Genomic DNA, 20,310 nt, shown 5'->3' with positions numbered 1-20,310 from the left:
CTTCTCTATTTAATTCTGCTAATTTTTTCTTCTTTATCAAAAACACTTAAGCGTTTTGTTAAACTATCAAATGTTGAGTTTGATACTTCTTTTAATACCACAACATTTTTATAGAAGTCATAAGCTTGACTTTGAATGGACCGTAATTGCATTTCAGCTTCTGCTGTTTTGGTTTGCGCTTCATATGATGCTTGATTCAAAATTTGGCTTGCTTCATTTTCAGCTTTTGCAACAATTCGACTAGACAATTCTTTTGCTTCTACTAAAACTTCTCCAATTTCAATCTTGCTGCTATTTTTATCACTACTTTGTTGTGCTAATTCTAACTGCAGATTATGAATTTTTTCATTTAGATTGGTTTCTAGATCATTTTTTGCTACTTTTAGTTCATCCATCGTTTTTAATAGGTGCGTTATTTCTTGATCTTTTTGATTTCTTTCATCTCTAATGGTTTGATCTAATTGTTGATTGACCAATTTTAGCTCGTTCTTCAATCGCTCTTTTTCAAGCTGTAAATCTGAAATCACTTGATTTAAATGTGCCATCTCTTCTTGATTTGCTCGTTTAACTTGATCCAAATCACGTTCAAAGTGATTGGTTGAGTCTTGAAAATCCATTGCTTTACTAGTTAGCTGATCAATCTCTCTTTGTTTTTCATCAGCTTCATGCTTCACTCTTTCATTAATAGTATGTAATCTATGATTTTCTTCTCTCAACTGTGAAATCTCTGAATCCAATCTAACGTAATCATTTTGTGTTTGTTCAAAAACCTTTTTTAAGGCTGATAACTCGTCCTCTAAATCATGATTCACGGAATGAGTTGGTTGTGAATGACTGATAGGATTGTAATCACTCTGTTCATGTTCTAAATCATACTCTTCATAATCGTAATCATACTCATCTTCTCGTTTCTTTTTTTTAATAAACATTATTAAATTCTCTCCTTATCCAGACATTTTTTCTCTGTATAAATAGAATAATATAAAAAGAATTTTATTTGTTCTCAGTTTTTGATAACAAACTGCTCAAAAAAAGGTTAAAAAAAAGATTGAATTTATGTTATATTGATTTATATTCGAATATAGTAAAAGAATAAATTTATTTATTGGAGTTTTGTATGTTTAATGAATTATACAAGAATGTTCTAACAAAAAATGTTTGGATTAAATTAGATTTACTTCATTTACTAGAAGAATCTGAAGAGAAAATTAAAATTTTTCATGTAGCAAAAGCAATCAATGTTGCAACCAATACTTTATATAAATATATAAAGGAATTAGATGATGCATTGATGTATCAGCAAGCAGCAAAAATAAAGAATACGCCTTCTTCAGGATTAAGTATGACGATTTATGATAAACATAAATATAAGTTTTTTGTGAAACAATTAATGATGGATGAGCTAGGAATTGTGATACTCTCCAAGTTATTACTTGGCTATGAGTTGAGTTTTTATCAGCTAACACAAGAACACTTCATTAGTGAAACAAGTATTCGGAGAAGAATTAAGGAACTAAATCATTTTCTCTCAAAATATGATTTAAAAATTAAATCTAGAAAACGTCACCTTACGCTTTTTGGAGATGAAAGACAGATTCGACTGTTCGCTGAATATTTTTTTTGGAAAATATATGGTAGTCTGACTTGGCCATTTCAAGAAGTGAAAAAAGATGAAGTCGACTTTTATGTTAAAGAACTTCATATTACAAAAGAAAATCAGCATATTTTTACAACTCATAATGATTTAAGAAGAATCAAAAATTTTATTGGAATCCTCATCATTCGAGTAAAAAATGGACGATATGTTGAGATACCAAAGTGCTTGAAAAGAGAAAAGGAACTCCTCTTTTCTAATTATGTTCAAGGAACCCAATTAAAAAATAAACTTTCCTTACCTGAAAACGAAATTCTCTATTTATACCTTCATATTCTTAAAGATCCACAGTTCACAATAGATGCTAGTGGAAACAGCATTTTACATACGTTTCAAAACTATTTATCTCCATTTACTTATCTGAATTATTTATTTTTCTTATCATTTGAAACTTACTTAATTGAATTGACTTCATTTGAAAAAGAATTGATTTATCCTTATGTATTTTCTAAGCACCTCTCTTTATTTTTATATCCCAAATGGAATGATGTAGCTGTTTCTCCGACAATCAATAATCATTTTAAAAACTTAGATAAACGGATTTCTCATATTGTGCATGCAATTGTTGAAAGTGATTTATTTTTGTTAGAAAATCATACAACTCGTTTTTTAGAAACAAATTACGCCTTAATTTTCAATCTTCTTAGACCACTTAGCTACTTTGAGGAAAAGGTATCCGTGACAATTGATACAAGTTTTGATATTTTATATAAAAATTTAATCATCGAACGAATTCTAAGTGCTTTAAAAGACAAAGTAAATATTCAGGTCAGAGCAACAGATTTTTCTGATGGTTACACTGGAGCTGATATGATTATTACAAGTGGTAATAAACTTGATTGGCTTGATATCTATGAGGAGGAAAAAATTGTTTCTATTCATAATCCCCCAAATGAAGAAGATGTGTTAAAAATATTCAAAAAATTAGAGGCTCATTTGAATCATTAAAAAATAGTTCTAATTAGCCATTAATTTTTTGAATATTGATTGGGAATGATCTATATCATTGATAAAAAATCAAAGAACATCTCTAAAATCTGTTTAAAAGTGATTTTAGAGATGTTCTTTTTTGTATCCAGTAAGTTCTCATTATCATAATTCCTTAATTTTTTTCTATTATTGATAGAATAATTAGCGATTTATCATTTTTAACCTTATAATGAATTAAATCATCTACAGAAAAGAAAGGTGTCCTACTTATGAATCCATCCAATGCTCTTTTTACTATTTTTGATTTTCAATTATCCTCATCTCACCAAGCTTTATTAACTAAGCATGTTGAACTGGTTCACTTTGCATCTAATGAGATGATTCTTTTGGAAGGAGAAACACCTTACCATTTATATTATGTCATTTCTGGAATTGTGAGAGGTCTTTATTCAAATGAGGCGGGAGAGGAATATACGAAATGTTTTGCGACAGAGCATCATTTTTTTTCATCTGAAGGTTTGAGGACTGGGAAAGAAGCTTCCTTTTCAATTGAATGTATTCAAAAATGTACTTGTTTTAAAATTCCCTATACCGTTATTCATCAATTAAGCAATGAAGATAAGCGCATTGAAAAAATGATTCGAAAGCTTTATACAGATGAAGTTGCCAAACTCGAAAAAAGAGAGAAAATGTTGTTATTTAGTAGTGCGGAGAAAAGATATCTTCATTTTCAACACATTTATCCCAAGCTTCATGCTCAAGTCCCTTTAATGTACATAGCCTCTTATATTGGTATTCAATCTAGTTCTTTAAGTAGAATCCGAAAAAAGCTTTAGCAATTGACCTATGCGAATTACAATGGTTACGCGACTCCTTATAATAAGTTTTATAAAGGAGGTTTTTTATGGAATATGTATTGATTACAGGAGCTTCATCTGGTATTGGCTTTGAACTTGCAAAAGTATTTGCCCGAAATAATTATGGTTTGGTGCTTGTATCCTCAAATCAAGACAAATTAGATTTAGCAGCAAATGAAATAAAAAAAATGAGTCAGGTACCTATTCATTCATATGCAATAGATTTGAGTATCATTGGACAGGCAAAATATTTATATGAAATCATTAAAAATGAAGCATTAGATATTTCTATTTTAATCAACAATGCAGGATATGGTCTCGTTGGTGCTACTGAAGAAATTGATTTTATTCAGGATGAAAAAATGATGGTTTTAAATATGATTTCATTGGTAGAGTTAACAAAGTATTTGATAGCTGATATGTATCGAAAAAATAAAGGGAACATCTTAAATATTTCATCAACAGGTGCCTTTCAGCCGGGTCCCTATACATCCACTTACTTTGCAAGTAAGTCTTTTGTATTAAGCTATACTCGTGCAGTAAGATATGAAGCCAAGGAAAAAGGTGTACTTGTCTCCACCTTATGTCCTGGTGCCACTAGAACTAATTTCTTTCAACGCGAGGGTATGGCTACACCTCCGCTCTCAATGTCTGCTGAAAAAGTGGCTCATTACGCCTATAAAAAATTATTAAAAGGTAAGGAAGTCATTGTTCCAGGTCTTTTTAACAAAGCTCAACGGTTTGTACCGGTTAAACTAAAAATGAAGATTGTTGCAAGTATCAAAAAGTAAAGCAAATATTTAGATAAACAAAAAAAGACCACAAATAAGCTGCTATTTCTAGGAACTTATTTGTGGTTCTTTGCTATAAAAAATCCATTGGCGTTAACTCTTTCATCCCAATCATCGGGTCAATTCCGCCACTTTGCACTAACTGAATCGTTAGCACTGCACCTTTTTCAGGAACTTCCTCTACAACTGGTGCAAATAAATCAACCGCTTCTACAATTGGCTGAACTTCTTTAACAATAGGTACTGCTGTTACTTCAACAGCTTTCTCCTCTTGTTTCACAGCCATTGCTTCTTTAATTTTCTCTTTTTCTTTTACTTCATAAGCTGCTAGCTTTTCAGTCATTCCTTCAATGCCAAGAATCTTATCTGCTAAAGTAGTTAAACGATCATCAGAGGTTTTCTCTACACTATCCGCAAAGGCTGAAACTTCCCCACATAATATTAATAAATCACGACTACGTGTAATCGCAGTGTAAAGCAAGTCTCTTCTTAACATGCGGCTATAATTCCTGACCATTGGTAGAATCACCATTTTAAACTCACTACCTTGGGATTTATGAATGGAACAGCAATACGCCAAGGTAATTTTAAGAAACTCATTTCGTTTATAGGTGACTTCATTGCTATCAAACTGAATCGTCAGCTCATCCACTTTATCATCAGTTTCTTTTGCTAGCTGAATGCCGACTATTTCCCCCATATCTCCGTTATAGACATTCATTTCAGGATAATTGACCAGCTGTAGCACCTTATCGCCAATCCGATAAACCTTATCATTAAAGCGCACTTCTTTTCGTTTACCTGTTAGATTAGGATTAAAAATTTCTTGCATCATTTTATTTAGCGCATCAATCCCAGCAGGTCCTCGATACATTGGTGCTAAAACTTGAATATCTTGAGCAGTAAAGCCCTTATTCTTTGCTCTTTCTACAACTTGCTTAATCACACCTTCAATTTGCAGAGCTTGGCATTGAAAGAATGAACGGTCTTTTTGATTGACCATAAAATCAGCTGGTAATTGACCATTTTTAATATCATGGGCTAAATTAACAATGGTTGAACCATCTTCTTGTCGATAAATATCGACCAATTCCATACTTGGAATGCTCTTGGTTTTCAATAAATCATGTAAAATTTGTCCCGGTCCAACAGATGGCAGCTGATCTTGGTCTCCTACAAAAATGACTTGCATATTATTGGGAATCGCTTTTAATAATTGATTAGCAAGCCAGGTATCAACCATCGACATTTCATCAATAATTAATAAGCCACCTTCTAATTCCTTTTCGCCCTGATAATCATTTGGATTTTCTCGTCCATTTAAGCCTAGTAAACGGTGAATGGTACTGCTTGGTAAGCCAGTTGATTCATTCATTCTTTTCGCTGCTCGCCCTGTTGGTGCCGCTAAAAGAATTGGGAAAATTGCATTGGTATAGTCTGCTAAATCTAAAGAAATGCCATTTAATTCAGCAAACAATTCAACAATGCCATTTAATACAGTTGTTTTCCCAGTACCTGGTCCCCCAGTCAGAATAAATATTGGAGATAAAATGGCTTCTTCCATCGCTTGCTTCTGTGAATCACCATAGGAAATTTTTAAACGCTTCTCTAAAATACGAATTTCTTTTTGGATATCTTTGTCCTGATAGTGAATTTTATTTTTCCGGTCAAGCAAACGATGAATGCTTGTTGCCACCCCAACTTCTGCATAATAGAGTGTCGGTAAATAGAGCTTTCCTTCTTCTTCAATAATCCGTTCTTGCGTCATTAATGTCACAATTTGTTCTGCCACTTCTTCTGCGTTTAATTCAATTGGACGATGAGACTCTAATAATTGAATGGCTTCTAATAGCAATGGCTCTGCAGTTGTATACGTATTGCCATTTGAAAGACAGGCTTCATTTAAGGCAAATAGAATCGCGGCTTGCATCCGTTCAGGTGAATCTGCTTGAATGCCTAATTGATCAGCAATGCCATCAGCTTTAATAAACCCAATATTTTCAATATCTTCAATTAATTGATAGGGATTTTCCTGTATCACTTCTAGGGTTCGCTCCTGATAATGTTGGTACACTGCAAATGCCAATTGATTTCCTAAGCCTAAGCCATTTAACTGAATAATGACTTTTTCCATACCGGCACCCTCAGATAATACATTTACAATGGTTTCTATTTTTTTAGCATTCATTCCTGGAACTTGGTTTAAAACGGTTGGGTCTCTCACAATATCATCAATCGCAGACTCACCTAAATGATCTACAATGCCTTGTGCCGTTTTCTTGCCAATTCCTTGAAATTTTTCACTAGATAAATACGCCACAATACCCGCTTCTGAGGTTGGTGTCTCAGTTTGATAAGTTTCAGCATTAAATTGCATGCCAAATTTTGGATGATCCGTTAGCTTACCAAAAAAACGATAGGGTTCACCCTCTTGAATTTTTCCAAAGGTGCCTGTTACGACAATCTCGCGTTCTAAATAATCTGTATTTGTATCCGTTACATTTAATAAAATCACTTTATAAAAGTTGGTTGGGTTCTGATAAAAAATAGCGACTACAGTACCAGCAATATACGGATTTTCTGCAGAGAATAAATTCAGATTTTCTTGTGCCATATTACTGGTGCCCCTTTCGATTATTTTTTACTTTGTGCTTGAATAAAGCTTTCAATTTCTTTTAATTGTTTTAATTGCTCTTGATACATTTCTGGATCTAACTCACTAGCTTTTTTGAAATAAACTTCTGAATCTGCTTCATCTAAAATAAAGGCCATTAAGCCACGTTTAAAGTAAGCACCTTGATGGTCAGGTTCATGCTGAATCGCTAAATCATAATATTGTTTGGCTTGATCAAATTGCTCCAAACTCATTAAAATATCTCCTGCTGAAAGATTAAAATCGGTTACCTCAGGACTTAATTCAGTTGCACGTAGCACATAAACAAGCGCACGATTATAATCTCCCATGCCTTGATAGCTCATACCGATCATGAAGTTTGCATCAGCTAGTGCTTCTTGCTCTGGTTTTAGCGCAATTACTTTTTCATATTGTTTAATCGCTACTTCATATTGTCCTTGTTCATAATAAAGACTAGCAAAACAATAAATCACTTCTGTATTATCAGGACTTTTTTCGCTAGCCGTTGCAAAGATTGCAGCTGCATCTTCATATTTTTCCATCATCATAAACATACTGCCTAAGTTAATATAAGCATCTGCATCTGCTGGATGCTCTTCTATTTCTTCAAATAATAATTGAATAGCCTCTTCTTTTTTACCTTGCTCCCATAATTCAAAGGATTGTTGGTTACGATTCATTTGATTCACGCCTTTTCTTGTTTTGTCCAATAGGAACATTTTACACTATTTCTTATTAAATTTATAGGAGAACAGGACATCCAATTAATTTAATTGTGTTGTTTCTAATAAATGTAAAAATTCAGAAAATGTTTGAGCAATAAAGTAAGTATTCTCTTCATCAGAAGATTGATCAAAAAAGTATTGATGATCATAATAATAAATCCCATCATTTTCTCCATCATGAATCTGCAGAATGAAGCCACCGCCAGGATCTCTAGCAATCAATAAACTATTTTTAGGAATTTCATCTTCAAATTCCTCATTTAGATTCATTAAATTTCTTTTTGGTTGACTCACTCCAAGAAATAAATCCATTAAAATAAATTCACTTAAATCCTCCACATAAAAATAGCCATTTTCTACACGAACACCATTATTTTCTGTAATGAATGAAAGATAGTCTTTTGGTAACTCAAAATCAATTTGTGCTAAAAACTTTTTTAGCTCATTCTCATCTACTTGTGCAATTTTTTCTAATTTCATTTTATTTACCTCTTCTATTATGATTTTTGATATGCTGTTAGCATACCATTCTCTCCCGTTCCTATGTACGCCATATCACTACCGTATTTAGATGGCCTCAGTAATTCTTCAAACGTATAACCAACAGGTGGAATTGCAGTTGATAAATCACAGCCAGTAAAACCGACAAATTCACCAAAAATAGCTTCAGAAAAATCCACTTTTTTCATTGGGTTAGGTTTTGCACCTTCAGTAAGGTCTGACTCATGATATCCTCTAAACGTAACATCTTCTAATTTCCCAATAAATTTACAGGAATCAAAATAGCTGGCGCTTAAATCCACACTTTTCCATTGGCATTTATTAAAAAGACAAGCAATAAATTCTGGGTTATAAAAGAATGCACCTCTAAATCGACAGCTAGTAAAAGTACAGTCTTGATACAAACCATTATGTGCACCAATTGTGACTGTTGCAAAATGAACACTTTTAAAGGTACAGTCAATAAATTGGCAATCATAGATTCTGGCATCCTTTAAATTTACATTTCTAAATAAACAGTTTTTAAATACTGTCTTTGTAAAAATTGGATGATTAAAGTCAGTAAAGATAAATGCTGTATCTTCATATAACGCATCCATGATCTTTGTTTTCATCTCCCATTTTTCTTTGGCAGCGGATTTTAATTCTTGTTTCATTGGCATACCTCCTTCAAAATTTATGACTGATTATCAAGCTCTGCCCAATACTGATTTTGCTTCTCTTGCCAATATTTTTCATCCTCATGAGTAATTTTTCGAATGACACGACAAGGATTTCCTGCTGCAATGGTATTTGGTGGAATGTCTTTTGTGACAACTGAACCAGAGCCAATAATCACATTTTCTCCAATGGTCACACCAGGATTTACCGTTGTATTTCCGCCAATCCAAACGTTATCTTCAATTGTGATTGCTCGTCCAAATTCTAAACCCGTATTGCGCACAACCGCATCAATTGGATGACCTGCTGTAAATAAACAAACTCTTGGCCCAAACATCACATTTTTACCAATTGTAATCTTTGCCACATCTAGCATGACACAATCAAAATTGGCATAGAAATGCTCTCCAATGAAAATATTTTTGCCATAATCACAACGAAATGGCGGTTCTACATAAATTTTATCGCCAGTTTGACCAAATAGTTCTTTCGTTAGAGCTTGTCTTTCTTCTAACTGCTCTTCTGTTGTTTGATTCAGTAAACGTGTTAAACTACTTGCCCTTGCATGTTCTGCAATTAATTCTGAATCACTTGCACGATACAAATCCTCTTGTAGCATTTTTTCTTTTTCAGTTCTCATTTGATTGAACCTCCAATTGAACAATTTATTCTGTCTCCATTTTACAGTATTGTTTACTGAAATTCACTCAATTTAGAAAAAGAGACAAAAAAACTACTTATTCCCTATTAGAAATAAGTAGTCCCTATTATATTCTATACATATTGTAAAAGCTTTTCTTCTTGATACGCTCGATCAATCGTACCACCGCCTAAGCATTCCATACCAGCATAGAAAACCACAGCTTGGCCTGGTGTAATGGCACGTACTGGTTCATCAAAGATAACCGTTGCAGTCGTACCATCTTCCCCTAATTTCACTGTCACACCAACATCTTGTTGACGGTAACGGAATTTCGCTGTACATTTAAATTCTTTAGGCAGTTCAGCATTTGTTGTAAAATGTAAATCAGTCGCATCTAAATGTGTGGCATAAAGCCATTCATGATGGAATCCTTGTCCTACATATAACACATTTTTAGCTAAATCTTTTCCTACAACAAACCAAGGATCGTTTGAGGCACCGCCACCACCAATACCTAAGCCTTGTCTTTGCCCAATTGTATAATACATCAAACCATCATGAGTCCCTTTTTCTTCTCCATCAATGGTTAACATTTTACCTGGTTTAGCTGGTAAATAGTTCATCAAGAATTGTTTGAAATCGCGTTCGCCAATAAAGCAAACTCCTGTTGAGTCTTTTTTCTTAGCGGTGGCTAAGCCAGCTTCTTCAGCGATACGACGGACTTCACTTTTTTCCATGCCACCTAATGGGAACATGGTTTTAGAAAGTTGCTCTTGTGACAATTGATTTAAGAAGTAGGTTTGGTCTTTATTTTGATCAACACCTCTTAGCATATGAGTCACACCATTTTCATCACGTGTCACTTGTGCATAATGACCAGTTGCGACATAATCTGCACCTAAACTCATTGCATAATCTAAAAAGGCTTTAAACTTAATTTCTTTGTTGCACATGACATCAGGATTGGGTGTTCTGCCTAATTTGTATTCTTTTAAAAAGTACTCGAAAACCTTGTCCCAATATTCCTTTTCAAAGTTAACAGAATAATACGGAATGCCCACTTGATTTGCTACACGGATCACATCATTGTAATCCTCTGTTGCAGTACAAACCCCAAACTCATCTGTATCATCCCAATTTTTCATGAAGATGCCAACTACATCATAACCTTGCTCTTTTAATAAGTGCGCGGTTACAGAAGAATCGACGCCTCCACTCATGCCAACAACAACGCGAATTTTGCTGTTATCTGTCATTTTTTCACCATCATTTCAATATAGATTCTGAAGCATCTACGATTTGAAGGTCGCATTTTTTCAGTCTTACTTATTATAAGCTACTCTAGAAAAAAATCAACCTTTTCACTCTGAGAATCCTCAAAGGAAAAGGTTGACGCTACTTTATTTTTTTAAACGTGTCACAATGGCTGCAATGGCTTGGCCTGCTTGCTTCATATCCGCTTCTGTGGTACCAAAACCAATACTAAAGCGTAAGGACTCATGAATTCTTGGATTGTCTTTGCCATACATGGCGGTTAACACATGTGAGGGCTCTAAGTTACCAGCTGTACAAGCTGAACCACTTGAAGCTGCAACACCAGCTAGGTCTAAGTTCATCAGCATTTGCTCAACAGGAACACCTTTGATCCAGATATTGAGGATATGGGGTAAATGAGGGACATTTTGTCCATTCAACGAATAGTCAACTTGTGCCTGATTTAATTCCTGTAGCAAAGCATCAAATAGTGCTGGATAATCCCTATTTTTAGCTTGATTGGTTTGTTTCATATATTCAACTGCTGTAGCAAAGCCAATCACATTTGGAATCGCTTCTGTTCCTGGGCGGCGCTTCATTTCCTGCTCACCACCATACATCATATTTGGCAGATGAATGTTTTCATTGATATATAGAAAACCAATGCCTTTTGGGCCATTAATTTTATGTGCGGTTACACTGAGTAAATCTATGTGATCACGCTTCACATCTATTTCTTCATAACCATAAGCTTGTACTGCATCTGTGTGGAAATAGGCATTTGTTGCTTGAACAATGGCACCAATTTCATGAATGGGCATCAGTGTCCCTACTTCATTGTTTCCATACATAATGCTCACTAAAATGGTATCTTCTCTTAAGGCAGCTTTTAAATCATTTATGGAAATCGCTCCATTTTCATCCACAGGTAAATAAGTCACTTCAAAGCCGAGTGTTTCTAAATGTTCCATGGTATGCAACACAGCATGATGCTCTACCTCAGTGGTAATCAGATGACGTCCTACTGCTTGTCTTGAAAAAGCTGTTTCAAGAATGGCATAATTATCCCCTTCAGTTCCACCACTGGTTAGAACAATTTCATTAAACGTCGCTTGAATACTGGCTGCAAATATTTCTCTGGCTTGATCCAATGCTTGTCTTGCTCTTCTGCCAAATTGGTGCATGCTAGAAGCATTGCCATAGTTTTCTTGCATCGCATTTGTTATCGCATCAATAACTTCTGGAAGCATTGGACTTGTTGCCGCATGATCCAAGTAGATTCCATTAGACATCTTTATCCCTCTTTTATTTAGGTTATTTTACTTCGTAGCTTTTTATCAATCGTTGGATTGGTTTAGTCTCCATGACTTGATCAACTAGTTTTGCATAGATTGGTTCAATACAATACATCCGAATAAGCTCAATTATACAACAAAAAATGAAAACGATGCAAACAGAAACAATCATATGTAAAAATAACCATTTTGAATGCAAAAAGATCGCATTTTTAGCTAATTGTTGCCATAAAAATGGACGAACTAAAACGTTATCATGAATTAAGTAGATGCCAAATGTTGTTTTCGCAATCAGATTAATCCAAGGTCTCACACCTAAATCTAGTTGGTTAAAAATTAAGAAGAGACAAACTGAAATGATTAAAACTGGCACTGTATTCATTTCGGTAAAATAAATCGTATTTAAATAGCCCAATAGTGGAACATGTGCTTTTATGTAATCTATACCAGGAAAAGAAAGAATAATAAATCCTAAGCTAAGCAATAAGCCCCAAATATAATGCTTCATTTGACAGCGAAATGTCTGTCCATAAAGTCTAATATAGGCAGCAATCAGGTATAAGAAGATAAACCAAACAATTGCATTTAAGAATAGCATACCTGAAACCAGATGTTTCATTCCTGGTACCAAGGATAATAAAATAAACGATAATATGAGCAGATGCTTTAAGCCTTGCTGAGAAATATTTTTAATGAAAATATTCAGATACGGAAAAAGTAAATAGAGCGCAACATAAGTTGTTGCAAACCAATAAACATTAAATGTTGTAGGAAGTAAACTCGTCGCTATTGCTTGGATACTAAATGGGTAATGTAACACAAATTTAAAAAATAGTAAGATTGAACAGGAATAAAAGAAGATTTGACTAATCAGCATCACTACTTTTTTTAAATTGAATTTTGAGGATACCAGAAAATAACCAGAAATCAGTACAAAAACATTTACACCTATTTTCCCGCCAATTGCCGCTGTTTCTATAAAAATTTTCTGAAAGCCATTAGCAGTTTGAAAATCCCAATTTCCATGAACTGAATAATGATGAAGTATGATTAATAGCATACTAATGATGCGTAAAACTTCTAAATTTGACTGTCTTTTTTTCATGCGCTTCCTCCAATTATTTGAGTCATTTTAACTGTCTGTTAAGGACATTGGACAAGCATCCATCCTTAACAGACTTTTTTTAGTCTTGCTCATTTCTAAAAGCTTGTAGCTCCTTGACAGCTTCTGTCACAGCAAGTTTTACATGTTCATATGTCAAACCACCTTGTACATATAAAGTATAGGGTGGGCGAATCGGGCCATCTGCCGTTAATTCTAAGCTTGCGCCTTGAATGAAGGTTCCTGCTGCCATTAAGACATCATCTTCATAGCCTGGCATATAAGCTGGAACAGGGGTGACATAGGCATTTACTGGTGAGTATTTTTGAATGGTTTGTGCAAAAGAAATCATGGCTTCTTTCTCGCCTAATGAAATCATTTGGATTAAGTCTGTTCTTGGTGCATCCCAAGCTGGATCACTTTTCACTTGATACTCTGCCAATAAAGCTGCTGTATAAATGGCTCCTTTTAAAGCTTCTCCGACAACATGAGGTGCTAGGAAAAAGCCTTGGTACATTTCAAGTAGGCTATATAAGGATGCCCCTGCTTCACGACCAATTCCTGGTGCAGTTAACCGGTAACCACAAGCTTCCACTAGGGTTTCTTTTCCAACAATATAGCCACCGATTTTAGCTAAGCCGCCACCTGGATTTTTAATCAGAGAACCTGCCATTAAATCTGCACCAACTTCTGTTGGTTCTTGTGCTTCAACAAATTCACCATAACAATTATCAACAAAGACAATCACTTCTGGCAATTGTTTTTTAACAAAAGTAATCGCTTCTTGAATTTGGGCAATAGTCAAGGAGGGTCTGCTTGAATAACCTCTTGAACGTTGAATACCGACCACTTTTGTTTGAGCCGTTAATTGTTGTTTAATGGCTGGATAGTCAAAGTTGCCTTCTGCGGTTAAATCTACTTTATCATAGGTTATTTGATATTCTTTGAGTGAACCGATACCATTGCCAGTCAGTCCAATAATTTCCTGTAGGGTATCATATGGATTTCCTGTAATATAAAGCAATTCATCTCCTGGTCTTAAGACACCAAATAAGGCAGTCGAAATGGCATGTGTGCCAGAAATAATCTGTGGGCGAACAAGACCTGCTTCTGCGCCAAAGACATCTGCATAAATGGCTTCTAAGGTATCGCGGCCAAAATCATCATAGCCATATCCTGTTGTTGGATTAAAATGACTATCCGATACTTGATGCTTCCGGAAACTATTTAAAATCTTCTTTTGATTGACTAAGGCCACTTCATGAATTTTTTCATGTAGTGGTTTAATTTTTGCTTCAACAAGTTTAATTTTTTCATTTAATTCTTGGTCATAATCTGCTTTCCAGTTCATTCTGCTTCTTTCGCTCCAATCCATTTTGAATGTGGCATTGCATAACCAGAAACTTCATATTGATTGGTTTCTTCATTAAATGCTAACAGTTCAACTAAGGTTTCTTTTTTGATTTTCACCAGTAAATCGCCCTGATCTGCCTTGACAACTTTATGATAAGGAACCATCATATTTTTTAAATAGTTAATGATTTCTATTTTTAGCTGTTCAATGTCAGCGTCATCTCTTGCAGACATCAGAATATGTGGGAAATAATCAGGTAAAAACGCTCCTGTAATCAAATCTTTTTTATTATAAACAGTTAAAATTGGAATTTGATTCATTTTTAATTCAGTCAGTAATTTTAAAACAGTCGCTTCATGTTGTAGCATATTTGGTGCTGATGCATCAACAACATGGAGAATCATATCCACTTCCATCGTTTCTTCTAAAGTTGAGTGAAAGGCATCTACTAATTGTGTTGGTAAATCTTGGATAAAGCCAACTGTATCTGTTAATGTGACATGCATTTCGTTTGGTAGAACCATTTTTCTAGTCAATGGATCTAATGTAGCAAACAATTGATTTTGTTCGTAAGTCTCAGCATCTGTTAATTGGTTTAAAAGAGTAGATTTTCCGGCATTTGTATAACCAACTAAACCGATTTGAACGACTTCACTTTGACTTCTTTTATCTCGACTACGTTTGCGATGTGCTTGCGTTTCAACCAATTCTTTTTTGATATCTCTAATTTGGTTACGGATATGACGGCGATCAGATTCTAGCTTGGTTTCACCAGGTCCTCTGGTACCAATTCCTCCACCTAATCTAGATAAATTCTTACCTTGCCCTGCTAATCTTGGCAATAAATATTGAAGCTGCGCTAAACCAACTTGCAGCTTCCCTTCTTTGCTTTGCGCACGCATGGCAAAAATATCTAAAATAAGCTGGGTTCGGTCAATGACTTTAACATCCATTTCTTCTTGAATGTTTCTAGTTTGGCTAGGAGTTAATCCATAGTTAAAAATCACGACATCAGCTGCTAGTTCTTCCACTAAATGTAACAGTTCATTTAATTTGCCTTTGCCAATATAAGTTTTACCATCTACACGTTCTCTTTTTTGTGTGACTGCTGCCACTACTTGTCCCTGTGCTGTTTCAGTTAATTGCTCAAGTTCTTCCATTGAATAATGGAAATCAGCTTGGTCTTCTGTTGTTTGCACACCAACGATAATCACGCGTTCTGTTTCTGTTTTTGTCTCCATTTTGTTCACACTTTCGTTGTTTGACTTCATTTATTTTGTAAAAATTGTGCAACTTCTTGTTCTAAAGTTGGATAAATCTCTTCTGTCATTACTAAATCCCACCAAGGAATCGTCATCCGGTTTTTAAACCATGTAAGTTGTCTTTTCGCATATTGTCTGGAATGCTGTTGAATTTTTTCAATACAGCTTTCTAATGACTGCGTGCCTTCAATGTATGAAAATAGTTCTTTATAGCCAATCCCTTGGGCTGCTTGAGAAGTCGGAATTTGCTGTTCATATAACCATTTTGCCTCCTCTAATAAGCCCTGTTTCATCATCAATAAAACACGTTCATTGATACGTGCATACAAAGTTGGACGTTCTGTCTCTAAGCCAATTAAATAAGCATCGTATAATGGCTCTGGCTTCTCTACTGCCGTTTGATAGGCTGAAAAAGGCTGTCCAGTTGTATGATAGACTTCTAGCGCTCTAATCACTCTTTTTTGGTTATTCGGATGAATCTTTTCAGCAGCTAGTGGATCAATTGCTTTTAATTGCTCCCATAAATAAAGCACATCATTTTCTGCAGCCTCTTTTTCTAATTGCTGACGATAAGCGACATCTTTATCATTTGTGCCTCCAAGTGAAAAATCATAGAGCAAGGCTTCAATATACAGACCTGTGCCACCAACAATGATTGGCACTTTTCCAGCTGCAATGATTTGATCAATAGAAGCTCTGGCCTGCTTTTGAAAATCAGAAACGGTATAAGGTTGGGTAATTGGAATACAATCAACCAAATAGTGTTTAGCCATTGCTCTTTCTGCAAGGGTTGCTTTAGCTGTTCCAATGTTCAAATGCTCATAGATTTGCATTGAATCTCCACTGATAATTTCTCCATTAAATTTTTGTGCCAGTTGGATACTAAGGGCTGTTTTTCCTACTGCAGTTGGTCCAACAATCACAATAATTTTCTTTTTCATTGATTTCACGTACTCTCTATTTTTGATAAGTTTTTCTTACTGCTAAAGCTTGTTCAGGATAATCTGTAATAATCGCAGCGATTTTTTTCTTGTAGCAAAACAACATCTCCTTTTCTTTATTCACAGTCCATACGCGCAGATGGCGTCTTTTGGGAAACAGCAACAACCATTTCTTCGTTTTAAGCCATTGAATAGATGGATGCCAAAAGGCAACTTGTGTTGTTCTTGAAAATAGTTTAGTTTGCTTATTATTCATTTTAAAGAGACAAGCAATCTCTGCTTTAGGATTGAATGCTTTGATTTTTTTTAAACTGCTAAAATTAAAGCTAGAATAGACAATGTGACAGGTTGGTTGCATATGTTCAATCAATCCTATCAGCGCTTCTTCAATTCCTGCATAAGCAATTTTATCTGTTTTTATTTCAATATTTAAGAGTCCTTCATATCCTGCTAATAAGGATAGGACTTCCTTTAATGTAGGAATTTTCTCCTGTTGATAAACAGGAGAAAACCAACTTCCAGCATCATATTGTTTGATTTCTTCTAGGGTTTGTTCCCCAACATTCCCAGTCCCATTGGTTGTGCGATCAAGGGTTTCATCATGAATCACAACTAATTCACGGTCTTTTGTAAAATGTACATCTAATTCAATCCCATCACTTTTTACTCGCACAGCTTCTTTAAAAGCAGCTAAAGTATTTTCTGGATGGGTTCCTTTACTTCCCCGATGCGCAATAACTTTCGTAATCACGGCTGACACACCTTTCATTATCATTTTCGCTTGTTCTATTGTACCATGAAATGAAAGATTGCCGCATAAATAAATTCTTTGTCTGATGAAGAAGCTTCTGTATATGAGGCTTTCTATTTTTAGCAAAATTTTGTAGAATAAAGTAGTAGATGAATGGAGGGTACAAGATGTATCTCACAATTGAGGAAACAGCTGAGTATTTAGAATTGTCAATAGAAGATATTGAACGATTGATTCGTGAAAAGCAAATTCGAACGGTTTTTGATGGAGAGGAATTGTTAATTTATAAGGAGCAATTTAACTTGTATTTAAAAGCAATTGAGCAGTATAAAATGGATTTAGCGCAGTATTTAAGTGAACCACTTCCTGAGGATATTGATATTAAGGATGAAGATTAGTAAAAGGCATGTCTTGAAAAAATTCAAGACATGCCTTTTTATTTTAGGGAATTAATTTACCTAATGGATTGGTTTGGTAATTCCAACTATAGGATCGTACTTCATTAGCATTGATTGGTTTCAAATAAATACTTACCCAATATTCTTTTTCAACAGTGAAATCTAACTGAGGATAACCTGTTTGGATACGATTTTTTTCATCATGAATGGTTGCTTGCTCTGAACTAATGAGATAGCCATCGTAGCTATAATGCTCTGGGACAATTGACTGTATCGTAAATTGATAGTTTCCTACCTGCATTTCTGATTGGATTGTATTAAAAGGCACGGTTGTTGATGCGCCAGATTGTGTTTGGAGATTCATTGTTGTGTCATGATGAAGCAACTGGAAATAACCATTTGTTGGGATCACAAGGTCATCCTTTTTATCTAAAATAACTTGTCTTAAATGAATTTTTGCAGGTAATTTACGGTAAATAAAGGTCACCGTATTGACCTTATCAACAGCAGTAATCTTTGCGGTTGTTTCCTTGAAGTTTGTCTGATTTAAACGATAACCAATTTGAAGCCAGTTATGAGGCAATAAGGGACCTAATTTCTCATAGGTTGCACCTCTATTTACATCCTGATAGGTACTTGGTGCCAGTGTCTGTCCTGCTTCATCTTCATATTTCTCTGTAATTCTAAAAATACCGAGAAAATCTTTGACTTGAATATGGCGTATTTCTCCAATATTATCGGCACGGTCAACCGCACGAATATGTAACCATTTTTCACCATCTGTTAATCCATTAAAAGATAGGGTTGCATCTGTTCCTTGTAGGGTTAGATTGGTTACTTTACCAAAACTATCTTTTTCTGCAGCAACTAAGGTATTCGGCTGATTATCGACGATATGAATAAACCCCTTTGTACCACTCACAATCTCTTCTTCTACTGTATCAGATTTTTTCTTACCTGATTTTGTATCTGCTTCAACATACCATTGATACATTGAGCCTTTATCAATCGCACCAATATCAAAGATTTGATTTTCTATTGTGCCACCAGTCTTTAGAGTTAAAGTTGGCTTAGGTGGCGCAACTTCATCTTTAACCGTATAATCAGAGGCAAAATTATCTAAAGAAACCTGAGCTAAATTATATAAGGTATTTGCAATAATTCTTCGTTCATCAGGTGTTGATGCGCCTCCTGAATGTCCTGTTTGAATCATTCCTAAGTTTCCTTTTGTAATTAAATAAAAATTATTGGTTAATGTACCACTTTCAGATAAACTACCAAATGCATAAGGAGGAATGAATGATAACCATTTAGTTGTTGTGCTAGTAGTATCAATAATTTGTCCCCAAGAATGTGCTAATGGGATGGTCAACTCGACTGAGTTTGCTAGTTGATGCGGATATTTCATCATATAGCCATTATTATCTACACGAACTTTGGTTGAGCCAACTGAAGTTTTATTTGATAGTTGAATTCCTAATTGAGGGGCAAATGTATTAAAATTAGGATGTGAGCCACCTCCTGGATTTGATGGCGTTGACATACCTGTAACGGTGTCATGACCAAAAAGTACGCCTCTACCAGAATCAACATGCCCTTGCAAAGCCGCTGCTGATGTCATACTTAAGTCTTTAAAACCATACCAGTCCTTTGAGCCAAACATAATCACATCATATTGATACGCGCCACTCGCATTTTTTAAATATAAATTTGGGTTGGCATTGAAAGCTGCAACAGATACTGAAGAAACATTAATTAGGCCCATTCCTGCTGCTGGGGTGTCCATTTCCATCCATTTTTTTAAGTTATCAAAATTCACATCATCTGGATGGATGTTTAGCACCTTAATTTGTTTTTGATAATTCATAGATACTGTCGTCCAAGTCAGCCCTGAATCTTTAGATTGATATAAAGTATAACCATTAGTTGTAAGATTGGCTACTTTATCCCAATTTAGGGCAGCATAATTTTTTTCTGAAGCTGTATCCCATTTGTTTTCAGCTGTTAAACGGAAATCGCCATTCTCTTTAATTGTAGATGCTGTTGGATGGCTTAATTGAAAAAAGAAACCGATTGATAATGTCAGCCCTATTAATTTTGCAATTGTTCCTTTTTTTATCCTATTATTTTGATGAAACATGTGACTGTCCCTCCTTGTAAATTCCGCAAAAAACATCTGTTTATTGCACCACTGTTTATCTGTACCTAAAATGATAAAACATTATAAATTTGTATGCTTCAAAATGTTGTGAGAACAACTTTTTGGAGCTTTTTTTTATTCTACTCTATTTTAAATTGAAAATATGTAAAAAACAGATGTTACTTGCAATCACAATACTAAGGTATCTTTTCTACATTGTCAATCCGTTTAAATTAGGTTGACATCAAGCATTTGGGCTATTTGTTATGTCATAATAAATAAAATTTCTCATTTACTAATTTCCTACCTCTTTTTATTTTTAATTCATACTAAATCCCCTTTTAAATACTTTCACCTTTTATTTCATAGCTAGCTCCTATCATTACTGAACTTGCTCTATTTTTGAAACATAAAAAA

At 34.6% G+C, this 20,310-nt stretch carries 18 protein-coding genes; 4 read left to right on the top strand and 14 right to left on the bottom strand.

The features are described 5' to 3' along the window. Positions 1 to 5: 5 nt before the first annotated feature. Positions 6 to 929 (bottom strand): coiled-coil domain-containing protein, encoded by a 924-nt coding sequence (locus BMW29_RS06265; RefSeq protein ID WP_092651532.1) that lies wholly within the window; start codon positions 927 to 929, stop codon positions 6 to 8. A gap of 188 nt (positions 930 to 1,117) precedes the next feature. Between BMW29_RS06265 and BMW29_RS06260 the strand changes: the two genes are divergently transcribed. The 3 genes from BMW29_RS06260 (at position 1,118) to BMW29_RS06250 (ending at position 4,232) form a co-directional block, all read left to right on the top strand. Next, positions 1,118 to 2,602: an AcpB/EbpR/MafR family transcriptional regulator gene (locus tag BMW29_RS06260; protein WP_092651530.1), complete on the top strand. Its 1,485-nt coding sequence runs from the start codon at positions 1,118 to 1,120 to the stop codon at positions 2,600 to 2,602. 251 nt (positions 2,603 to 2,853) lie between these two features. After that, the gene (locus BMW29_RS06255) at positions 2,854 to 3,420 is read left to right on the top strand and encodes a Crp/Fnr family transcriptional regulator (protein WP_092651528.1); all 567 of its coding nucleotides are present in this window, start codon (positions 2,854 to 2,856) and stop codon (positions 3,418 to 3,420) included. 68 nt (positions 3,421 to 3,488) lie between these two features. Then, entirely contained in the window at positions 3,489 to 4,232 is a 744-nt protein-coding gene (locus BMW29_RS06250; protein ID WP_092651526.1) for an SDR family NAD(P)-dependent oxidoreductase, read from the top strand. Positions 4,233 to 4,305: 73 nt separating this feature from the next. Here the strand turns inward: BMW29_RS06250 and recD2 are convergent, their stop codons facing one another. From recD2 to BMW29_RS06190, 12 genes are all read right to left on the bottom strand, one after another. Next, positions 4,306 to 6,846: an SF1B family DNA helicase RecD2 gene (recD2, locus tag BMW29_RS06245; RefSeq protein ID WP_092651524.1), complete on the bottom strand. Its 2,541-nt coding sequence runs from the start codon at positions 6,844 to 6,846 to the stop codon at positions 4,306 to 4,308. A 20-nt stretch (positions 6,847 to 6,866) separates the two neighbouring features. Beyond that, the gene (locus tag BMW29_RS06240) at positions 6,867 to 7,547 is read right to left on the bottom strand and encodes a tetratricopeptide repeat protein (protein WP_177165696.1); all 681 of its coding nucleotides are present in this window, start codon (positions 7,545 to 7,547) and stop codon (positions 6,867 to 6,869) included. 84 nt (positions 7,548 to 7,631) lie between these two features. Beyond that, positions 7,632 to 8,072, bottom strand: coding sequence for an SMI1/KNR4 family protein (locus tag BMW29_RS06235; protein WP_092651520.1), 441 nt, complete (start codon positions 8,070 to 8,072; stop codon positions 7,632 to 7,634). 17 nt (positions 8,073 to 8,089) lie between these two features. Next, a complete protein-coding gene (locus tag BMW29_RS06230) occupies positions 8,090 to 8,749 on the bottom strand; it encodes a pentapeptide repeat-containing protein (RefSeq protein WP_177165695.1) in 660 nt (219 codons plus the stop codon). A 20-nt stretch (positions 8,750 to 8,769) separates the two neighbouring features. Further along, the gene (locus tag BMW29_RS06225) at positions 8,770 to 9,393 is read right to left on the bottom strand and encodes a sugar O-acetyltransferase (protein WP_092651517.1); all 624 of its coding nucleotides are present in this window, start codon (positions 9,391 to 9,393) and stop codon (positions 8,770 to 8,772) included. A gap of 134 nt (positions 9,394 to 9,527) precedes the next feature. Continuing rightward, the gene (gene mnmA / locus BMW29_RS06220; RefSeq protein ID WP_092651515.1) at positions 9,528 to 10,652 is read right to left on the bottom strand and encodes a tRNA 2-thiouridine(34) synthase MnmA; all 1,125 of its coding nucleotides are present in this window, start codon (positions 10,650 to 10,652) and stop codon (positions 9,528 to 9,530) included. A 144-nt stretch (positions 10,653 to 10,796) separates the two neighbouring features. Next, a complete protein-coding gene (locus BMW29_RS06215; protein ID WP_092651513.1) occupies positions 10,797 to 11,942 on the bottom strand; it encodes a cysteine desulfurase family protein in 1,146 nt (381 codons plus the stop codon). 22 nt (positions 11,943 to 11,964) lie between these two features. After that, positions 11,965 to 13,050: an acyltransferase gene (locus BMW29_RS06210; protein ID WP_092651511.1), complete on the bottom strand. Its 1,086-nt coding sequence runs from the start codon at positions 13,048 to 13,050 to the stop codon at positions 11,965 to 11,967. Positions 13,051 to 13,129: 79 nt separating this feature from the next. Continuing rightward, entirely contained in the window at positions 13,130 to 14,398 is a 1,269-nt protein-coding gene (locus tag BMW29_RS06205) for a methionine gamma-lyase family protein (RefSeq protein ID WP_092651510.1), read from the bottom strand. After that, entirely contained in the window at positions 14,395 to 15,642 is a 1,248-nt protein-coding gene (gene hflX, locus BMW29_RS06200; protein ID WP_092651508.1) for a GTPase HflX, read from the bottom strand. Before hflX ends, BMW29_RS06205 begins: the two co-directional genes overlap by 4 nt. Positions 15,643 to 15,668: 26 nt before the next feature. Next, positions 15,669 to 16,604 carry a tRNA (adenosine(37)-N6)-dimethylallyltransferase MiaA gene (gene miaA, locus BMW29_RS06195; RefSeq protein WP_092651506.1) on the bottom strand — a complete coding sequence of 312 codons (936 nt, stop codon included), beginning with the start codon at positions 16,602 to 16,604 and terminating at the stop codon, positions 15,669 to 15,671. A gap of 16 nt (positions 16,605 to 16,620) precedes the next feature. Then, on the bottom strand, positions 16,621 to 17,355 hold the full coding sequence (locus tag BMW29_RS06190) for a glycerophosphodiester phosphodiesterase (RefSeq protein ID WP_092651679.1): 735 nt from the start codon (positions 17,353 to 17,355) through the stop codon (positions 16,621 to 16,623). A 167-nt stretch (positions 17,356 to 17,522) separates the two neighbouring features. Here BMW29_RS06190 and BMW29_RS06185 point away from each other — a divergent pair, with 167 nt between their 5' ends. After that, on the top strand, positions 17,523 to 17,753 hold the full coding sequence (locus tag BMW29_RS06185) for an excisionase family DNA-binding protein (RefSeq protein WP_092651504.1): 231 nt from the start codon (positions 17,523 to 17,525) through the stop codon (positions 17,751 to 17,753). Positions 17,754 to 17,796: 43 nt separating this feature from the next. Here BMW29_RS06185 and BMW29_RS06180 read toward each other — a convergent pair whose 3' ends face one another. Beyond that, positions 17,797 to 19,893, bottom strand: a complete 2,097-nt coding sequence (locus BMW29_RS06180) for a MucBP domain-containing protein (RefSeq protein ID WP_092651502.1) — start codon at positions 19,891 to 19,893, stop codon at positions 17,797 to 17,799. Between the last annotated feature and the right edge of the window lie 417 nt (positions 19,894 to 20,310).

Origin of the sequence: Isobaculum melis, from assembly GCF_900111355.1 — a bacterium.
In the GTDB taxonomy this organism is placed as follows: Bacteria; Bacillota; Bacilli; order Lactobacillales; family Carnobacteriaceae; genus Isobaculum; species Isobaculum melis.
This window is presented reverse-complemented; position numbering and strand designations above follow the sequence as displayed.